The 19,327-nt window shown below is 44.2% G+C and carries 17 protein-coding genes and 1 other RNA gene; 10 read left to right on the top strand and 8 right to left on the bottom strand.

Annotation, left to right across the window (positions count from 1 at the left end; all coding sequences use genetic code 11):
• Positions 1-153 precede the first annotated feature (153 nt).
• Entirely contained in the window at positions 154-1,023 is an 870-nt protein-coding gene (locus tag KYS23_RS17220; RefSeq protein WP_218397401.1) for a DMT family transporter, read from the bottom strand.
• Positions 1,024-1,553: 530 nt separating this feature from the next.
• Between KYS23_RS17220 and KYS23_RS17215 the strand changes: the two genes are divergently transcribed.
• The 5 genes from KYS23_RS17215 (at position 1,554) to KYS23_RS17195 (ending at position 5,577) form a co-directional block, all read left to right on the top strand.
• Entirely contained in the window at positions 1,554-2,264 is a 711-nt protein-coding gene (locus KYS23_RS17215) for an SIMPL domain-containing protein (protein ID WP_218397403.1), read from the top strand.
• Positions 2,265-2,431: 167 nt separating this feature from the next.
• Positions 2,432-2,734 (top strand): DUF1289 domain-containing protein, encoded by a 303-nt coding sequence (locus KYS23_RS17210; RefSeq protein WP_218419561.1) that lies wholly within the window; start codon positions 2,432-2,434, stop codon positions 2,732-2,734.
• Positions 2,735-2,791: 57 nt separating this feature from the next.
• Positions 2,792-3,616 carry an HDOD domain-containing protein gene (locus KYS23_RS17205; protein WP_159532678.1) on the top strand — a complete coding sequence of 275 codons (825 nt, stop codon included), beginning with the start codon at positions 2,792-2,794 and terminating at the stop codon, positions 3,614-3,616.
• Positions 3,617-3,844: 228 nt separating this feature from the next.
• A complete protein-coding gene (locus KYS23_RS17200) occupies positions 3,845-4,648 on the top strand; it encodes a DUF481 domain-containing protein (protein ID WP_159532676.1) in 804 nt (267 codons plus the stop codon).
• Between the two features lie 185 nt (positions 4,649-4,833).
• Positions 4,834-5,577: a DUF481 domain-containing protein gene (locus KYS23_RS17195; protein ID WP_159532674.1), complete on the top strand. Its 744-nt coding sequence runs from the start codon at positions 4,834-4,836 to the stop codon at positions 5,575-5,577.
• 109 nt (positions 5,578-5,686) lie between these two features.
• Here KYS23_RS17195 and serA read toward each other — a convergent pair whose 3' ends face one another.
• The 7 genes from serA to ssrS form a co-directional block, all read right to left on the bottom strand.
• Complete coding sequence (gene serA, locus KYS23_RS17190) at positions 5,687-6,916, bottom strand: phosphoglycerate dehydrogenase (protein WP_159532672.1); 1,230 nt, start codon at positions 6,914-6,916, stop codon at positions 5,687-5,689.
• A 241-nt stretch (positions 6,917-7,157) separates the two neighbouring features.
• A complete protein-coding gene (gene rpiA / locus KYS23_RS17185; RefSeq protein ID WP_013782974.1) occupies positions 7,158-7,814 on the bottom strand; it encodes a ribose-5-phosphate isomerase RpiA in 657 nt (218 codons plus the stop codon).
• A gap of 81 nt (positions 7,815-7,895) precedes the next feature.
• On the bottom strand, positions 7,896-8,507 hold the full coding sequence (locus KYS23_RS17180) for a 5-formyltetrahydrofolate cyclo-ligase (protein WP_220100332.1): 612 nt from the start codon (positions 8,505-8,507) through the stop codon (positions 7,896-7,898).
• A gap of 30 nt (positions 8,508-8,537) precedes the next feature.
• Positions 8,538-10,157 carry a hybrid sensor histidine kinase/response regulator gene (locus KYS23_RS17175; RefSeq protein ID WP_218419559.1) on the bottom strand — a complete coding sequence of 540 codons (1,620 nt, stop codon included), beginning with the start codon at positions 10,155-10,157 and terminating at the stop codon, positions 8,538-8,540.
• A 70-nt stretch (positions 10,158-10,227) separates the two neighbouring features.
• Positions 10,228-11,169: a nucleoside hydrolase gene (locus tag KYS23_RS17170; protein WP_218397407.1), complete on the bottom strand. Its 942-nt coding sequence runs from the start codon at positions 11,167-11,169 to the stop codon at positions 10,228-10,230.
• Between the two features lie 23 nt (positions 11,170-11,192).
• Positions 11,193-12,089: a ribokinase gene (locus tag KYS23_RS17165; RefSeq protein ID WP_218419557.1), complete on the bottom strand. Its 897-nt coding sequence runs from the start codon at positions 12,087-12,089 to the stop codon at positions 11,193-11,195.
• A 21-nt stretch (positions 12,090-12,110) separates the two neighbouring features.
• Positions 12,111-12,292: non-coding RNA, 6S RNA (gene ssrS, locus KYS23_RS17160), on the bottom strand.
• A 394-nt stretch (positions 12,293-12,686) separates the two neighbouring features.
• Between ssrS and KYS23_RS17155 the strand changes: the two genes are divergently transcribed.
• The 5 genes from KYS23_RS17155 (at position 12,687) to KYS23_RS17135 (ending at position 19,258) form a co-directional block, all read left to right on the top strand.
• The gene (locus tag KYS23_RS17155) at positions 12,687-13,253 is read left to right on the top strand and encodes a UPF0149 family protein (protein WP_159532662.1); all 567 of its coding nucleotides are present in this window, start codon (positions 12,687-12,689) and stop codon (positions 13,251-13,253) included.
• A 151-nt stretch (positions 13,254-13,404) separates the two neighbouring features.
• Positions 13,405-14,751: a Xaa-Pro aminopeptidase gene (gene pepP, locus KYS23_RS17150; protein ID WP_218419555.1), complete on the top strand. Its 1,347-nt coding sequence runs from the start codon at positions 13,405-13,407 to the stop codon at positions 14,749-14,751.
• On the top strand, positions 14,748-15,989 hold the full coding sequence (locus KYS23_RS17145) for an FAD-dependent oxidoreductase (protein WP_218419554.1): 1,242 nt from the start codon (positions 14,748-14,750) through the stop codon (positions 15,987-15,989). Before pepP ends, KYS23_RS17145 begins: the two co-directional genes overlap by 4 nt.
• Positions 15,990-16,151: 162 nt before the next feature.
• On the top strand, positions 16,152-17,357 hold the full coding sequence (locus KYS23_RS17140; protein ID WP_218397409.1) for an FAD-dependent monooxygenase: 1,206 nt from the start codon (positions 16,152-16,154) through the stop codon (positions 17,355-17,357).
• 128 nt (positions 17,358-17,485) lie between these two features.
• Positions 17,486-19,258: a M28 family metallopeptidase gene (locus KYS23_RS17135; protein ID WP_218419553.1), complete on the top strand. Its 1,773-nt coding sequence runs from the start codon at positions 17,486-17,488 to the stop codon at positions 19,256-19,258.
• Positions 19,259-19,327: the final 69 nt, after the last annotated feature.

The raw sequence follows: 19,327 nt of genomic DNA, 5'->3' as shown, positions 1-19,327 counted from the left end.
GTGGTAGGCCTTTCGGAACGACTAATATATCAGTCTGTTGAAGGCAATAAGCGAGTTTTCATGGCTGTAATAATAATTTTTAGTTATTTATTGAATATACCTTACTGCACTTCACTAAAAATACTGTGACGTAAGGTACTGATAGAAAAAGGTTTAGCTTAATCTAAGTACCATAAGGCCGACGAATGCAGCAGTTAACCCTAGCACTTCTTGGCGGCTAAATGTTTCTTTCAAAACAACACGAGAATAAAGGAGAATAAGTAAGATATTCATTCCTGAAATCGCAGAAACTAGCCCAGTATTACCAATAGAAAAAGCGGATATTATTGCCACCATACCGCTTACGTTTGCCACCCCAACTATCAGTCCGCAAGAGAACGTTTTTATTTCCGACCAATTAGTGGTAACTGAATACTGAGTAGCTAGAGATTTCTTACGCTTTGCCAACCACGTCACGGCAAAAAGGAAACTTCCGAATCCAAACATAGAGGTTAAAGTAGCAAAAACATCAGCCTCTAAGAGTGTGGATTGTTTCCCCATTAAATCAGTAAACGTAAAGAACAATGCAGCAAGTAGTCCCCATTGTGCTCCTTTCAAGTTATCTGCAGAGATATCCGACGAATATCTAATAATACAAAGACCACAAAAAATAATAAAAAATCCAAGTAATTGAATAGCTGTTAACGTCTCTTTCCATATTAAAAATGCAAAAATTAGTACAAATAAAGGAGTCAATCCTGACAGAACGCTGATGAGTGATGCTTTTCCTACTGAAAATCCCTTGTGTAAAAGCGCATTCGCAGCAAAAGATCCAAAGCCTAGGCCCAGACCAACAGCCACATCAGCCCAACCATACCAACGTTGATTTAACAACAGTACACCGACCAGACTAATCATAAATCCAATAAAAAACACACCAAATAACAGTAGATCCCGATTCAAGTTTTTCTGCGATGTCCATTGATACAAGATCCCACGTAAACCAAAAAAACATGTTGCGAGCAATGCAAAAATAATCCACATAAAAAATGAGTCTCGTAGTCGTTAGGATCTGATAGCTTAATTTGAAGAAACTGGACTTTTACCTTAATAAGCTATTGTTATTTTATATAAATGCGGCAATAAATTTACATAATTTGAGTGTATGCTCTATTGATGATTAATTTATTTCATCTAATTGAAATTTAAACGTGTATTAGTGAGGCTGTAAGTCTCATAAATAGCGTTTACTTTACTTAGTCTCACTATTTAAGAAAAATCACCCTAAAGACTGTGTCACATAACTGTTCGGTTTATGTAGAGCTATTGGGGCATAAAATAAACAATATAGGTGAATGCAGAGCGCCCTCCTGTTTAGTATTTTCAAAAGCTGTCTTGGTTCTCCTCGCGCCCCTCGAACGCTATTCCTTCACCTTTTATTCAACCTCTTTAATGCCACAATTGGTCACTATGTATCGTTAAGTATCAATAATGTCGGCTGTTTTACTCCCTAATATCGACCTTAATGGAACGTAGGCTAACACTACCAACAATAAAAAATGGAAATGAGGATTATGAAAATAGGTGCAGCAGTGGTGGTGGCAATAGGCATGGTGAGTGCGCTTGGCGTATTGGGTCAACAGGTGTCTTCGGCCTTAAACGACATGCAAACCTGGGATAGGATAGTTACCGTTAAAGGATTATCAGAACGTGAATACGTGGCTGATCGCGTGATTTGGCCTATTCAATTTGTAGATGCAGGCAATGATTTACCCGCCCTCTACAACCACATTGAAACTAACAGCATGAAAGTCTCTACCTTCTTACAGAATAACGGTATTGCCAAAGAGGGAATTACCATCGGTAAGCCAGACATTACCGATAAGCTAGCTCAGCAATATGGAGGAACAGAAAAGGCGCCATTTCGTTATAGCGCAGTGCAAACCATTACCGTGTTTTCAAACGATGTAGAAAATGTGCGCTTAGTCATGAGCCAGATAGGTCGCTTATTAAAGTCTGGTGTGGTGCTAACGAATCAACACTATCAAGCGCAGCCCGACTATGTATTTACGCGTTTAAATGAAGTAAAGCCGGCAATGATAGAGGAAGCCACAGTCAACGCCAGAGAGGTTGCTGAGAAATTCGCGCAAGACTCAAACAGTACCTTAGGGAAAATAAAACGGGCTAATCAGGGACGGTTTTCTATCTCGAGTAGAGACCATCATCACCCACATATCAAGCAGGTGCGGGTAGTTTCGACTATTGACTATACACTGGTAGATTAATACTGGTGTATTATTACAGAGTTGCTATTTTGGTGAGTTTGCCCAAAATATAGTGGAGTAAAGTAAAAGTCATCTTAGTTTACGTGGCCAGTAATAAGGTGTTAGTGGCATTAAGAGAATGTTTTTAATTTAACGCAACGCGTTTTAGCAAACGCATACAGGTAAACATGACAGACCAAACGCCACCAGCACAGCAACTGGAGTTCTTTGAAATTCCAAGCCCCTGTATTGGTGTTTGTGAGTCTGGACCGCGAGGGTATTGCAAAGGATGTTACCGCAGCCGAGAAGAGCGATTGTATTGGCTCAAGATTGATGATGGAACTCGCCGAAAAGTCATAGTGGCATGTCAGCGCCGTAAAAAAGCGGCCTTAAGCAGAGCCCGCCGTCAAAACGAAGCAATAAAAGAAGTCCGAGAGCCTAGTCAAATTTCTATGTTTGATACGTCTCCCGAGAAAATTGATAAAGCATAAGTGGTGTAGTTTTTCTTTTATACACCGCTATGTAATAGTTAAAAGTGGAACCTTTGCATGTCCTTAGATAAATATGTGTCGTTTGCTACAAAGTCGTTTACCTTGCCAGATATATGTATACGTATCCGCTCGGTATTAGATAACCCCCGTTCAAGTGCAAGCGATCTTGGCGATTTGATCAGTTTAGATTCGTCATTAACAGCCAAGGTGTTGCGATTGGCAAACAGCTCACTGTTCCGGTTTCCATCTCAAGTAGAATCTGTTTCGAAAGCCATCAACATTATTGGTGGTGAAGCTTTGTATAATTTGGTAGTGGCAGAAACCGCTAACACTGCTTTTAAATATTTTGATACCCAGCTTATTAACCTTGATAAACATTGGTTCGACTCGGTTTATTGTGGAATGGTGGCGAAGCATCTGGCTAAGGCTAGCAATAAAAGAGGTAGTGAGCGCTTCTTCGTAATGGGCATTTTGCAAAACCTCAGTGAGTTGGTCATCGCTAAACGCTCGCCAGAGCTTTACAAAGGCTACATTGAGCAAGAAAGCGACATGCTGCTAGGGGCAAGACAAATTCAACATTTTGGTTTTACCTTTTCAAACTGTAGCGGTACCATATTAGAAAACTGGAAGCTTCCTCTTGTGCTTTATTATCCTGTTATGCATGCGAATGATATGTCTAGACAGGCTGCGGATAGCGATATTGCGCTACTGGCATTAGCATCAAAAGTCACTATTATGCAGCAAAATAAAAAAACTAACGGTGACGTTGAACTTTTTGCAGAAGACATAGCCAATAATATTGGCGTTAACCTAGATGATGTGGCAAATGCCATAGAGTTCGCCGATAGAGAAACAGCAAAAATTTCCATGCTTATACATTGATTTACTGGCAGTGAGGTAAAACAATGGTAGGCAGTTTTAAGCTTCATGTGGCGCAAAGCAGCTTGATGGTTGTTGAATATGAATTCAGAGACCGTTCTACAAGCGCTCGATTGTAAAACTAAGCGGTAAAAAGACACATAGCTTACGTAATACCCACGGAAGGGCATAATAGGGTGTTAAATGGCTATGCCATAACAACACCGAACCTATAAAAATTTATTAAAAATTATGCTTAATCTAACAAAATTATTTTGTGCAGTATGCTGTCTACTCGGTATAAGTACTGCCGTCTTCGCAGCAGAACGTGATCTAATTCAAACGCTTTATCACGCCGATTTTACGCCAGACACCGACGACGAAGTACCTAGGTTTTCGCTGAACGGTGAGTTAGGTATTCTGTCAAATACTGGAAATACATCTGCAGCGAGTATTAAAGCGGGTATTAACGCCGATCATGAAACTGAAAGTTGGAGCAGTCTGTACTTTGCAGAAATGCTTTATCAAGAAAGTAACGCCGATGGCACTGGTCGCGAGGTATCGGCCAAACGCTTCTATGGCAGCGCTCAGTTCGATTATAAATTAAACCAGCCTGGTAGACGTTTATTCATGTACGGCGATTATGAAGATGACTCCTTTAGCGGGTATGACCATCGTGCTTCACTTGCAGCCGGTTGGTCACAGCGGGTGTGGCGAGACGAAGTCAGTGAGTTTCGTTACAGTGTTGGGCCGGGTTATGCCTTTGTCGAGCTTGAAGAGCCGTTAGATGAAGATATCAATGACGGTGTAATTGTAAGGGCATCTGCTGAATACAAATACCATTGGGCATCAGGTGCTAACCTTCGACAATTTGTTAGTACTGAAGCGGGTGATGAAAATACTAAATCTCGTTCTGAGACGTCTTTATCGGCCAATGTTTTCGGCTCTTTAGCCATGAAGCTGTCGTTTATTTTGAATCATGAAACCGACACTACCGAAGATGTAGATGGGTTAAGTACCGAGACGTCAGTTGCTTTGGTTTATCAATTCTTCTAATAAGTTCGCTTAAAGCTTATCAATAAGTGTAAATTTTACGTCTTATAGTCTAATTTCTATTCGACCCTCATTGACTCGCACTATTAGGTAGGTACTATTGGCGCAGATTTTTCAGGCTATGCTGGCTAGTGCTTACGCTAGGTATTCACAGCATGGCAAAGGATAAAACACTACTAGGATTGCTAATGAAAAAACAGCTTCTCGCTTCACTTTTGGCCTTGTCTTTCTCTTCTGTTACTTTTGCTCAAGACGACGTTAAACCTTTCACGATGGAAGGTGAACTCGGTATTATCGCAACAACAGGTAACACTGAAACGTCATCAATCAGTGCCGGTATTACTGCTCACCAAGAATTGCAGCAGTGGAGCAACGACTACATTCTTGAAGGTCTTTACAAGAAAGAAACGGTAGATAACGACGACGGTACCGAAGAAGAGTACACATCGGCACAAAAATTTTACGGTTCTGCGCAGGGTAACTACAAGTTAGAAAACCCGGATTACCGTTTGTTTGGTTTCGCATCATATGAAGATGACCGTTTAAGTAACTTCGACTATCAATCAACAGTTGCTGTAGGTTGGAACCAAAAAGTGCTGGAAAATAAACGTCACACTTTAGAGTACTCAATCGGTCCTGGTTACTCGTTTGCTGAAACGCAAGAAGGCGAAGAGCAGAACAGCATGATTGTTCGTGCTTCAAGTGCTTACTCTTGGAGAATTTCTGACACAGCTAAATTTACTCAAACAGTAAGTACGGAAGTGGGGTCTGACAACACAAAATCTCGTGCTGAGTCGGCGCTTACGGCTACCATTAGCGGTAACCTTTCTATGAAGGTGTCGTTCAAGTTAGACCATAACTCAAACGTATCTGACGACGTTGAAAAGCTTGATACTGAAACGGCAGTAACGCTAGTTTACAACTTCTTCTAAAATCGTATTAACGATTGTAGAAACAAAAAACGCTGCCATTGGCAGCGTTTTTTTATGTCTTCAACATTGATTAACGAATGACGGTAGCTCACTGCCGCCATTCATAGCATTAGTGAAGAATACGGGTCTTAATCGTACCGTCAATCTGCTGTAGCTGTGCAAGCGCGTCATAAGCTCTGTCTTGCTGAACATCTACCACTACATAACCAATTTCTGCGTTAGTTTGAAGGTACTGGGCTTCAATGTTGATGCCTTTCTCTGCAAACGCTTGGTTAATTTGAGTAAGAATACCCGGCTGGTTTTTGTGCACGTGAAGTAAACGAGAGCGGCTAATGTGCTCTGGCAATGATACTTCGGGGAAGTTAACTGCTGATAAGGTAGAACCATTATCACTGTACTTCGCCAATTTACCCGCCACTTCTATACCAATGTTTTCTTGCGCTTCTTGAGTGCTACCACCTACATGCGGCGTAAGAATAACGTTATCGAATTTACGTAGAGGCGATTGGAATTCTTCGTTATTCGATTTAGGCTCAACAGGGAATACATCAATAGCTGCGCCATTTAGCTGGCCGCTTTCAAGCGCATCGGCTAGAGCGTCAATATCTACAACCGTACCGCGAGAAGCATTAATAAAAATGCTGCCTTTCTTCATTTGCGCAAATTGCTCAGCTGCAAACATGTTTTGCGTTTGCTGAGTTTCAGGCACGTGAAGCGATACCACATCAGAGGTATTTAATAGTTTCTCTAACGACTTAACTTGGGTTGAGTTACCTAATACCAACTTATCTTCAATATCGAAAAACTGCACGCGCATACCAAGGTGTTCAGCAAGAATGCTTAGTTGGGTACCTATATGCCCGTAACCAATAATACCCAGTGTTTTTCCACGGGCTTCATATGAACCATTTGCTGTTTTTTCCCACTCACCACGGTGCGCTTTAGCACTTTTGCTAGGCACTTGGCGAAGCAAAAGAATAAGCTGACCAAGCACAAGCTCTGCTACTGAACGAGTATTAGAAAATGGGGCATTAAATACCGGAATACCACGGCGCTGTGTTGCTTCTAAATTAACTTGGTTAGTACCAATACAGAAACAACCAATAGCCACCAATTTCTGAGCGGCGTCTACCACCTTCTCAGTAATTTGAGTGCGCGAACGAAGGCCAATAAAATGTGCATCTTTCACTTTCTCAACAAGCTCTTCTTCAGGAAGGGACGTTTTGAGATACTCAATATTGGTGTATCCATTATTCTTAAAGGTTTCTAGTGCACTTTGATGCACACCCTCTAACAACAATATCCGGATCTTATCCTTCTCTAGTGAAACTTTGCTCATGGATTTGCTATCTCTTAAAAAGTATTAGTATTTACAGAGCTCGAGGCTGGTGCAGGCGGGGTAGGTAAGACTGGAGCAAACCCTCCGCCGCATGGATGCGGCGGCGGAGCTCCCATGGATGGGTTCACAGCGTGTTTGCGGAAGTCTTACCTACCCCGACTAGTACTAGCCTCAAACTCTCGAAAGGCCATCTAGACGTCTAAACGGAAATCTAACAGAAATCAGTTTAACTTGAAAGCTATTATTTAAAGGTATCAACACCGGTTTCGGTGGCCGATAGTACGATGTCTGCGCCACGTAGGGCGAATATGCCGTTGGTGACCACACCAGGAATATTATTAATCGACTGTTCAAGCTCTCTTGGGTTTAAGATTTCAAGGTTATGTACGTCTAAAATAACGTTACCGTTATCGGTTACCACGCCTTGACGGTATTCAGGATCGCCGCCTAGTTTTACCAACTCGCGAGCCACAAACGATCGCGCCATTGGAATAACTTCAACAGGAAGAGGGAATTTGCCAAGCACGGGAACGCGCTTGCTATCGTCTACAATACACACGAATGTAGTTGATGCACCCGCCACAATTTTTTCCCGGGTAAGGGCTGCACCGCCGCCTTTAATCATGTGTTTGTGTTCGGTAACTTCATCAGCACCGTCGATATACACTGAAATATTGCTAACATCGTTTAGTGCGAATACTTCAATGCCTAGGGCTTCTAGCAACTTGGTAGAGGCATCAGAGCTTGATACTGCTCCTTCGATGTTGTTTTTAATTTTGCCGAGTTCTTCAATGAAAAAATTAACTGTGGAGCCAGTACCTACGCCAACAATACTGCCGTTTTCAACATATTCGATGGCTGCTTTAGCTACTGCTTGCTTCTTTGCATTCTGATCCATAGTGACTCTCCTAACTAAATTTTCATCAGTTTACCGGAAAACCGCTAGCTAACCCACCGTGATAGGGGAATTTACGGTGCGTTATGTACGATTAAAGCTCAATTGCTGTGTGGGGGTGACAATTGCGTTTACAGGAATATCCCAAGACTGAACCGGAAGTTTGTCTACTTGTTGGCAATCGTGGGCAATACCAATAAGTTTTGGCTCTATAGTTCGAGTTTGAATGCTGGCTAGCGTGCGGTCATAATAGCCTCCGCCCATGCCTAAGCGATTTCCATTGGCATCGAATCCCACCAACGGCATAAGTATTACCTGGTGCTGAAAGGTAGGGATAACATCAGGGCAGGCTAGTATTGGCTCTTCAATGTTGTATTTATTCACACGCATTGGCGTTTTATCTGTGTAACGAAGAAACAGCAGATGGCCCTTACAAACTGGATGCAATACGGGCAAAGAAGTATGACGTTCAGATGCTTGATTTAAGCCCCAGCATGCGTGCATAAAGGGGCGTAAGTCTACTTCTCCGTCGTTAGGCAGGTAACAGGCAACCGATGATGCATAGGTAATTTCGGGCAATGTTAAAAGGCTATCGCGTACTGCCAACGAGGCGTGCTGCTGCTGTGAATCAGATAATCCGTTGCGTAATGCTCTTAATGTCTTTCGTAGTGTCTTTCGAGATGTACTTTTTACCATACAGCGGGCTTCCAGTGGCTCCACGTTGTCTTACTTTCCTAAATAGCGATTAAGTACCCTAATAAGCTCTGCGTTTTCCACAGGCTTAGTGAGTAGGTCGTCTAAGCCATTTTTTAATAACAGGTCTCGTTGCGTGATAACATCTGCGGTTAAGGCAATAACAGGCAGTGTTGCACGCATGAGCTTAATTTGCCGAGTGGCTTCTGTTCCGTCAATACCCGGTAAGTTGATGTCCATCAGCACCAAATCTACAGGGTTCGATTTTACATACTCTACGCCTTCTTCACCGCTACCTACAACTGATAATGGTAAACCAAATTTATCAAATATGGTTTTAATCACTATTTGATTAATATAATGATCTTCCACTACCAATACGTGAGAGTCAGCAGGAACATTTAGCTTTTGGGGCTGTAAAAGCGAGGGGGCGTGCTTAATGGTATCGGCGCTAACTTCTTCTGCCGGAATGGCTACGCTCACACGGGTGCCTTCGTTTAACTTACTGCTAAGCTTTATAACCCCCCCCATCAACTCTACTAGCTTCTTGGTAATATTTAAGCCTAAGCCTGTACCATCAAATTGATGCGCGTTCTCCATTCGCTCGAATGGTGCGAACAGCTTCTTTTGTTCCTCTTCACTAATGCCAATGCCTTCGTCTTTAATCGCCAGCAACAATTTCCCTTGCTTGTATTTTACCTGAATGGAAACGTGCTTGTTGGCATGAGTGTACTTAATGGCGTTCGATAATAAGTTTAAGGCTACTTGACCAAATTTAGTGTCGTCAAAATACAGAGAGTGGGGAACATTGTCATCAATCACAGAATTAAAAATAACATTCCCATCTTCAGCGCGAATTCGGGTTAGCGAGAATAAATGAGTGAAAAAGTCAGCTGTGCCTACCGGGCGCGGCATAACGCGCATTTTACCCGCTTCTATTTGCTTCATGTCTAACACAGAGTTCACTATTTCAAGTAAACGCTCACCGCTTTTGCTTATATGCCCGAGTGAGTCGGTAAAGTTAGCGGGAAGTGAATGTTGTCTCGCTTCTCCTTCAAGTAAATGACTGAACGTGTTTATCGCATTTAGCGGCGTTCTTATTTCGTGGCTAATGTAGGAAAGAAAGTCAGATTTAAACTGGCTGGTTCGCTCAAGCTCTCGGTTCTTGCGTTTTAATTCAAGATGCGCAACCACTGATTCACTCAGTGTTTTAAGTGCATGGCGTTGAAGACTGGTAAGGGTTTTTGGTTGATGGCCTATTGCGCATAGCGTGCCAATGGCATGCCCCGAGGGCGTAATTAAAGGCGCCCCTGCATAGAATCGAATATTCGGCTCGCCCGTTACAAGAGGATTGTCGTGAAAGCGAGGGTCTTCTTTTGCGTTGGGCACTTCAAATATTTCACGCTGTAAAATAGCATGAGAGCAAAAGGCGATATTGCGAGAAGTTTCTGTGGCTTCAATTCCCACGCGAGATTTGAACCACTGTCTGTTTGGGTCAACGAGGCTAATTAACGCAATGGGGGAATCGCAAATTTGCGAAGCAAGTTGAGTTAAATCGTCGAAGAGCTGCTCGGCGTCTGTATCAAGTACATCGTAGTTTAGTAGCTCTCTTAAACGCTGCTCTTCGTTTTCAGGAACTTTGGCAGGGATCATTCTTTCACATTACCTCAACTGAAATGTGAAAGTAGGAGGCCGACTACCGTAGAACGGCCTCCTTCCACATCTATAAAGCGTAGGTGTCTATGAACAATTGTTCCAATTTAGCGTGGTCTACTTTAGTAGCAACTTTAATGGTGTTCGCATCGTTCCACAGTGGGCTAGGGGTTGTCCCCTTAGGTGCCACTGCTGTTTGGCCACGATCTAGCTCGCCAGTACCAACACGCACATGACCTTCGGTGAGTTCAAATAACTCAGGGTGACGCAAGTGGGCAAGCGGGAATGCATCATGGAAGAAACAAACACGATCTTCACGATTGGCTGAATAGAAATCCATGTAGAACTGGGCAGTGTCTTTCACAAAACCACCAAGCTTCGCATTCTTTTCTTCTAATGTTTCAACAAAAGAAGGAGAAAACGGCGTGTCGTTAGTCACGTCTAAGCCGAACATAGTTAGGTCCCAATCTGCACCAAATACAATTTCGGCAGCGTAGGCATCGTTCCAAATGTTAGCTTCGGCAAGTGGTGTTACGTTACCACGTACAAATGCAGCACCACCCATAATGGTAACGCCTTTCACTAACTTAGGCAGTTCTGGCTCTAAACGTAGTGCTAGCGCTAAGTTACCTAAAGGGCCAATAGCCACAAGGGTAACTTCACCAGGGTATTTACGGGCCATATCCACAATAAACTGAGCAGAGCTACGAGGGTCTAACTCGGTTTTAGGGGCTTCAGGTTTAATGTGACCGAAACCATAGTCGCCATGTACAAAATGCGCGTAAGTTGATTCAGGGCCTACCCAAGGCATACCAACGCCTTTGGTTACCGGAATGTCTTTACCTGCCATTTCGCAAAGGGTAAGGGCATTTTGTGCCGCCATGGTTACCGGTACGTTACCGTAAACAGTGGTTAAACCAAGTACTTCGATATCTGGAGATTGAAACGCAAAAAATATTGCCATCGCATCATCGATGCCAGGATCCGTATCTAAAATTATCTTATGTGCCATTAATAATACTCTAGTGCGTTTTCTTATTTAGTGTGCTTTGCCAAAAAACGGTCAACTTCTTTCTGCGTAGGAATACTTTGCGCAGCGCCTTCACGTGTTACCGCAATAGCAGATGCTGCGCAGCCTCGAATTAATGCGCGTTTGGCATCAGTGTGAGTACTGTAAGCAGACAAAAAGTAACCTATAAACGTATCGCCAGCGGCTGTGGTATCTACTGCATCAACAGAAAACGCTTCCACTTCAATGGTATCGTTTCCTCTTAACATCATCACACCCGCTTTACCGAGTGTAATAATAACTTCGCAATGAGACCATTGCTCTTTAAATACCGTAAGAATATCGTCTAATTCTTCTTTATCCGTTAATGCTGCTGCTTCCGTCTCGTTTACAATCAGTAAATCGATACAATCTAAAGGAAGGCCTTTAACCGACTCGCTCATAGGTGCAGGGTTAAACGCAACTTTAAGCTGACTTTCTTTTGCCAAGCGAAGTACGTCAGCAATACTGCTGGTTTCGTTTTGGGTTAAAACCCAATCGGAAGACGACGTATCTAACAACGCTTTGTTTACAGTATCGGCAGTAATGGTTTGGTTTGCGCCACCAAATAACACAATAGCATTTTCGCCACTGGGCGTTACTTGAATAATGGCATGACCTGAAGGGGTTTCAGAGCATCTAACGCCGCGACAATCTACGCCTTTTTTAATTAGCGTTTGTTTGAACGTTGCGTCATTTTCATGAATGCTGCCCACATGACGAACATCAGCACCCGCTTGCGCGAGGGCAATTGATTGGTTCGCACCTTTACCACCAAGCAGTTGTTGATAGTGAGTAGACGCAAGGGTTTCACCAGGTTGAACAAAGTGATCTACCTGATAAACATGATCGATATTTATAGAGCCAAAATTTATTATTGCCATTTCTTCTTCCGTCGAAAGAGGGCGTCTCCCGAAATGCCGCTGTTCATCGTTCGCCCGTGAACCGAAAGTTCAGGGCGGAAGCATCACTATGGCCGTAGGCTTCTCGATACGAGCCGAGCTTGCACAGTAGCCATGGTTTCAACTTCCTAGTTTAATAGCATCGGCCAGGGACAAGAGTGAACTGGCGAACATTCCAGGAAACATTGTTATTGTATAACGCAACAGGGTATATCAAACGCGGTGTGGGGTGAAGTAGATCACCAAAGCGCCAATGAATTATTTGCGTAGCTAATTTAACCATTACTGATGAGATTCGATAAATCTAATCTTGACCAGTTGGTCAGCAATTATACACGCTATTCACTTAAGCTCAAATTTGCTTCACTTAAGTGAGGTCGACCTTACTCATTTACCTTAATCTGCTGCAAAGGAAGTTCCTTATCCAATAACGACGATCATAGAGCAATTGATCCTAGGTTGCCAGTTAAAACCCATAAGACCAGTACTACTTGAATAACATCTGACCAAATCACCAATGGTGTGTTTTATAGCGCTATTTTGCTAATATTAAGTTTCAACGAAAAAGGAAACCTATTTGTGGAAAAACAGCTCGATTACGACAGCGTTAGCAACAAGTTATCGCAACACGGCATAGTAGTAGATGGCGCCGAAGTTCACGGTATTTTATGTGGCATGTTGTGTGGCGGTATGTCGCTAACCGATCAGAAGTGGCTTTCTGCATTAAGTGACACTATTCACCAAGGTGAAAACTTCAACGATGCGACCACTTATCTTTTAAACACATTGTTTAATCAAACGTGTCAGCAGTTACTTGAACCAGAGTTCGCCTTACAGTTAATGCTACCAGACGACCAAGCCCCTATAAATGATAGAGGCGAAGCGCTGATTAATTGGGTGCACGGCTTTATGTTAGGGTTTGGCTTACACCAGCAAGACCTAATGCAGTGCTCTGCCGATGTAAAAGAAGCATTAGAAGATTTTGCTGACATCGCTCGTATGGAAGAACCTATGGATGCTGATGAAGAGTCAGAACGCGCCTTATTTGAAGTGATGGAATATGTGAAGATTTCCGCTATTTTGTGCTTCAGCGAGTTAGGTCAGTCTTTACTTGATGATCAGCAAGATAAGCCATCTGTTCATTAAATAAATAATCTCAAGCTTGTCGGAACGCGTAAGCAATAAAACGTTGTTCTATAAGGCATGAGTGAAGTGACAAGCAATGGTAATGCTCAGAATAGCATGATCGTCATTAGATGCATGAGATTTAAAATATTGATGAAGAAAGGCGAATGAGATGATTAGTGCGCAAGAATTTATCGCTCGTCAAGATAGACTGTTAGCGCAATGTTTGCCTAATAGTGTCTGTGTTATCCCGGCAGCGGGTTTAGTGACCCGAAGCCGAGATACTGAATACCTGTTCAGACAAAACAGCGACTTTTGGTATTTAACCGGATTCGAAGAAGCCGACGCTTGGTTAATTTTATCGAATCATCCACGCTATGGTGAAAGCTATCGTGCCATGGTGTGTCTACCAAAAGATAAAGACGCTGAGATTTGGCAAGGCAGACGTTTAGGTGCAGAAGCGGCACTATCACGCTTCAGCCTAGATGAAGCGTTTGAACAGTCTGAGCTAGGCGATGCTTTGCTTGAGTCGCTTCAAGGCCAAGACCATCTTTATTTCGCCTTAGGTGAAAATGACGAAGCAGATGCACAGGTAAATAGCGCTCTTGCTACTTTGCGCAATGCACCTAAAGAAGCCTTAGCGCCTAAAACTATTACCGACGTTCGCCCCATTTTGCATGAAATGCGGGTGTTTAAGTCGGCCTGTGAAGTAGCCATGATGAAAGCCGCGGCTGAAATTACCGCCAGTGCGCACAAGCGGGCTATGCAATATGCCAAACCGGGCTGCTTTGAGTATCAACTTGAAGCTGAGTTACATCACGAATTTGCTATGGCGGGTGCTCGCGCTCCGGCTTACAGCACGATTGTGGGTAGCGGTGAAAATGCCTGTATTTTGCACTACACCGAAAATTCATCGCAAACCCAAGACGGCGATTTAGTGCTAATAGACGCAGGCGCTGAATTTCAGGGTTATGCCGCTGACATTACCCGTACTTTCCCCGTAAATGGTAAATTTTCTAAGCCCCAGCGCGAAATATATGAGTTGGTGTTAAAAGCACAAGAAAGCGTATTGGCCATGCTTGGCCCAGGTATTACCTTAACCGACGCTATGACGCACAGCGCCGAAGTCATCACCGAAGGTTTGGTTGGCCTTGGCGTGTTAAAAGGTTCTGTAGCTGAAAATCTTGACGATAAAGCCTGGCAGCAATTTTACATGCACGGGTTAGGGCACTTTTTAGGCTTAGATGTGCACGATGTAGGAAATTATAAAATTAATGGTCAGGACCGCTTATTAAAACCTGGCATGGTACTTACCGTAGAGCCCGGTATTTATATTGCTACCGACAGCGATGTGCCAGAACAATATAAAGGCATTGGCGTGCGTATTGAAGATGATGTTGTCGTTACCGCAACAGGTGTAGATATTCTAACCACGGATGTACCTAAAACCGTGAAAGACATCGAAGCCCTTATGCAGCCAGCGAATAAAGAAAGTACGAAAGAAGGTTCAATAACGTGAGCCAACAAGATGTCGTCATTGTAGGTGGTGGAATAGTTGGCTGCGTATTGGCTAAAGGCTTATCTGAACAAGCCGGCCTTTCGGTGACTTTGGTCGATGCCGCCAGTCCCTCGAATGCAGCTAGCTCCTCCAATGCAAGCCGCTCCTCCAAGCAAAGCAACACCTTTAACCCGTTAACCGATACTCGGGTAATCGCTCTTGCTAGGCGAACGGTAAATGAATTAAATACCATGGGCGTTGGGTTAGCCGAATTAGCAAAACAAAACCAAGGTAAAATTGAGCATATTGAAGTAAGCGATAAAGGCGGTATTGGCCTAACGAATTTATCATGCAGTGAGTTTGGTATTAATACCTTTGGGCAAGTGGTGTCGCTAAGTGCGCTTACCCATAATGTGATGTCGCAAAGCAAGCAGTATCAGCACATTGCGCCAGCCACCGTCACTCACTTAACTCGCGAAACTGATACTACTGCAGTCACCCTTAATAACGGCAGCACTATTACTGCAAAGCTGTTGGTGATTGCCGATGGCGGCCGCTCTTCACTTGCTCAGCAAGTAGGGCTTACCCGCCACACTGACGATTACCAGCAAGTGGCTATTATCTTCAATGCCCACACTAGCGAGCCGCATCACAACAAAGCCTACGAGCGTTTTACCGAAAATGGCCCCGTCGCGTTTTTGCCTTTCGACAGTGAAATAAGTGGGCATGTGGCGAAAGGGAAAGGGTTTTCCGTAGTGTGGACGGTTGCTCGCGAGCACGCGGAATCACTTATTCAACTTAGCCAAGAAGCCTTTATTCATCGGTTACAGCAAGAGTTTGGTTACCGGCAGGGGCATATAATGGCCATCAGTGAATTGGCTAGCTACCCACTAGCATTAAGTTACACCGATGCACTTACCAGTCATCGAGCGGTAGTGGTAGGTAATGCTGCCCAAGCATTGCACCCTATTGCGGGGCAAGGGTTTAACCTTGGTCTTCGCGATATTATTACTTTGGTAAACACGCTTAAAGGCGTGACCGATCCGGGGGAATTTAACGTACTCAACGAATACGCGGTTAAGCGCAGTAAAGACAGAGCCACCACTATTACGTTAACCGATACATTAGTACGTACGTTTTCAAATAGTCACTTTCCGTTGGTGGCAGCAAGAAACATGGCACTAACTGCATTAAATGTGATGCCAAGTGCGAAGCGCGCGTTTGTGCAACAAGCCACTGGATATGGGCGCAGCGTTTAATAGACAGCTTTAATATATGCGCTTTAGTGATAATTCAAAGTGATGTTCCTTAGTGATAGGTGAACCCGCTTTGGGCAGCGTGGATAGTTAGCATTATATTGCTAGTACGATGAATCTAGCCCGATAAAGCTAGCACCAAGAACAGAGAATAAGAGAGCCGATATGCAACATGCCGATATCGCCATTGTAGGCGGTGGAATAGTAGGGTTAACCCTGGCCGCAGTACTAAAAGGCGCGCCGTGCCGCATCGCCATTCTAAATAAAGGCTCTATAGACCAGCCCCTTGGCGACAAGCCAGGTGCACGAGTTAGCGCAATTAATCAGGCCAATATTAACGCATTAAAAAAAGCCGATGTTTGGCAGCATATCGATGAAAGTAGGGCAAACCCGTATAATGCAATGCATGTGTGGGATAAAGACAGCTTTGGTGATATTCACTTTGCTGGTAACGATACTCACTTTGTGGGTAACGATACTGGGGGTGACTTAGAAAGCGATACCTTGGGCGTTATTATTGAAAATCAGGCATTAGTTAATGGCTTGGCCCATTCGGTACTAAAGCAAGATAACGTTGTGGTGATAGATACCACCATAGAGCGCGTATTAAGTAGCCCACAGCAAAACATGCTAATGCTAGAAAATGGCGATGCGCTGTCGTGCCGATTATTAGTGGGTGCCGATGGTGCTAATTCCTTCGTACGCAAAAACGCGAACTTACCTATTACGTTTCGCGATTACGAACATACCGCCATTGTTGCCAACATTCGTACCCAGCAGCCTCATGAAAACGTGGCGCGCCAAGCATTTACGCCAACAGGGCCTTTAGCATTGTTACCCATGCGCGATCCTAATGTGTGTTCTATTGTGTGGTCGCAAACCCCAGACGCCGCTAAAACATTGCGAGGGTGTTCCGATAGCGCATTTTGTAATGCGCTAGTAGCGGCAAGCAACAACGCATTAGGGCCAGTCACGTTAGAGACCCCAAGAACCACATTTCCGCTGACTATGCGTTACGCCCGAGAATGGGCTAAAGAGGGCATAGTACTGGTGGGTGATGCTGCTCATACTATTCACCCGTTGGCGGGGCAAGGGGCCAACTTAGGCATGCAAGATGCGTTAGCTTTGGCTGCATTATTAGGCACTTTGCTAGAGGAACAAAAAGACATAGGCCAGCTTCGTTATTTGCGCCCTTACGAGCGAGCACGTAAAACCGAGGCGATGAAAATGATTGCCGCTATGGATGGGTTTAAGTTCCTATTCGATGGCAACGACCCCCTTAAAAAGCTAATTCGAGGTGTAGGCTTAGCCGCTACCGATAAGCTTAGCGCGGTTAAACAGGCTTTTGTCAGCCATGCAATGGGGCTCTAAATACATTGAGTCACATTCTCAGCCACATGTAAAAGCAACCAAATACGCCCAAATGCATACCAACGATTGAGCTAGGCGCTGTATAACGATACTCTTAAGGTATCTGTTTTATACAAGCGCCTAAATTAATGATAATTCGTCAATTTATCCAGAAAGTTTGTTTTACCTCTTCGTGTGCTGTTCGCACTTCTTCACTTTCCAGGTGTCAGTCTACGCTGACGGCTTTTGCCTTATTGGCGCTAGCCAGTATAGGAACATCCAGTGTAGCGCTACCCGCGTTAGCGCAGGCAGATACGCCTTCAACGGTTACCATCAGCGACAGCGACTTAGACTTATACCGTACTCACGTTAGTACGTTAGCAAGCGACAAGTTTGAAGGCCGCGGGCCCTTGTCAGCAGGCGAAACCCTTACCGTAAATTACCTAGTGGAAGCCTACAAAGCCCTTGGTTTAAAACCAGCTTTTGGCGATAGCTATACTCAGCCTGTGCCCTTGGCAAAAATTACCCCTTCAAGTGATATGGCCTTAACCTTAGGCCAGCACACCTTTGCTGGTGGCAGTGCATTTACCGCCAGAACTCAACGAATGGTGAAAGACATCGCATTAAAAAATAGTGATGTCATTTTTGTGGGCTACGGCATTAATGCGCCTGAATATAATTGGAATGACTACGCTGGGTTAGATGTGAAAGGCAAAACAGTGGTTATGCTGGTGAACGACCCTGGCTTTGCGTCAAAAGACCCTGACTTATTCCAAGGCAATGCCATGACCTACTATGGCCGCTGGACTTACAAGTACGAAGAAGCCGCCCGCCAAGGCGCTGAAGCCGTATTTATTGTTCACGAAACCATGCCTGCTGGTTATGGCTGGGGCGTGGTTGAAAACTCTAACTCAAATACCAAATTCACCTTAGTAGATAGCAATAAAAACTTATCTCAAGTTGGCGTAATGGGGTGGTTACATCTTAATACGGCACGTACGGTGTTCGAGCAAGCTGGGCTAGATTACGCCGCACTTAAAGAACAAGCATCAACGCCAGGGTTCAAACCTATTCCTATGAAAGTGAAAGCCTCGCTGACCTTTTCAAATACCATCACCCATGCTCAGTCGCTGAACGTAGCCGCCATATTGCCCGGCGCATCGGCCGCAGACGAGTGGGTAATGTTGCATGCCCATTGGGATCACTTAGGGAAAAGTGAGAAAAACGGTAAAACCGTGATTTATAATGGCGCGGTAGATAATGCCTCGGGCGTGGCCGGAGTGCTAACCCTAGCCAATAACTTGGTAGCACAAAGCGAGCAAACACCGTTTGAACGTACCCTAATGTTCAGTGCATTTACTGCCGAAGAAACCGGCTTACTGGGCGCCGATCACTTTGCCAAAAATCCGCCTATTCCAACCGCTAATATGGTGGCGTTTTTAAATATAGACGGCATGAACGTAAATAACGCGGTAGATTATATTTTGCAGTATGGCGAAGGGTACTCTTCACTTGAAGATGATTTAAGTGCTACTGCCGCAGCGCAAGGGCGCACGGTGAAGCTCGATCCGCGCCCACAAAATGGGTTGTTCTTTCGCTCTGATCATTTCGCGCTTGCTCGTCAAGGCGTGCCTTCATTATTGTTTATGAGCTTAGGCGATACCGATCCTAATTTTATAGCGAATCGCTATCACAAAGCCGACGACGATTACCTACCAAGCTGGACATTGGGCGGCGTACAGCAAGACCTAGCTTTAATTGGCACTATGATGTCCGGTTTAGCAAATAGCCAGCAATGGCCGGTTTGGAAACGTGATTCAGACTTTAAGAAAAAACGCTTGATAGACAGACCAGAGGCACCGGCCGCCGGCTTAGTTGAATCAGCGGCTGAAACAGCAGAGTCTGAAGCACCAAAACAGTAGTACGGCTGATATTTAACGGCCGTTCTAAAGCGGCGGTTTAAAACATCTAAACAATAAGCGAATCAACAT

It is taken from the genome of Alteromonas lipotrueae (assembly GCF_019249255.1).
Classification (GTDB): domain Bacteria; phylum Pseudomonadota; class Gammaproteobacteria; order Enterobacterales; family Alteromonadaceae; genus Alteromonas; species Alteromonas lipotrueae.
This window is presented reverse-complemented; position numbering and strand designations above follow the sequence as displayed.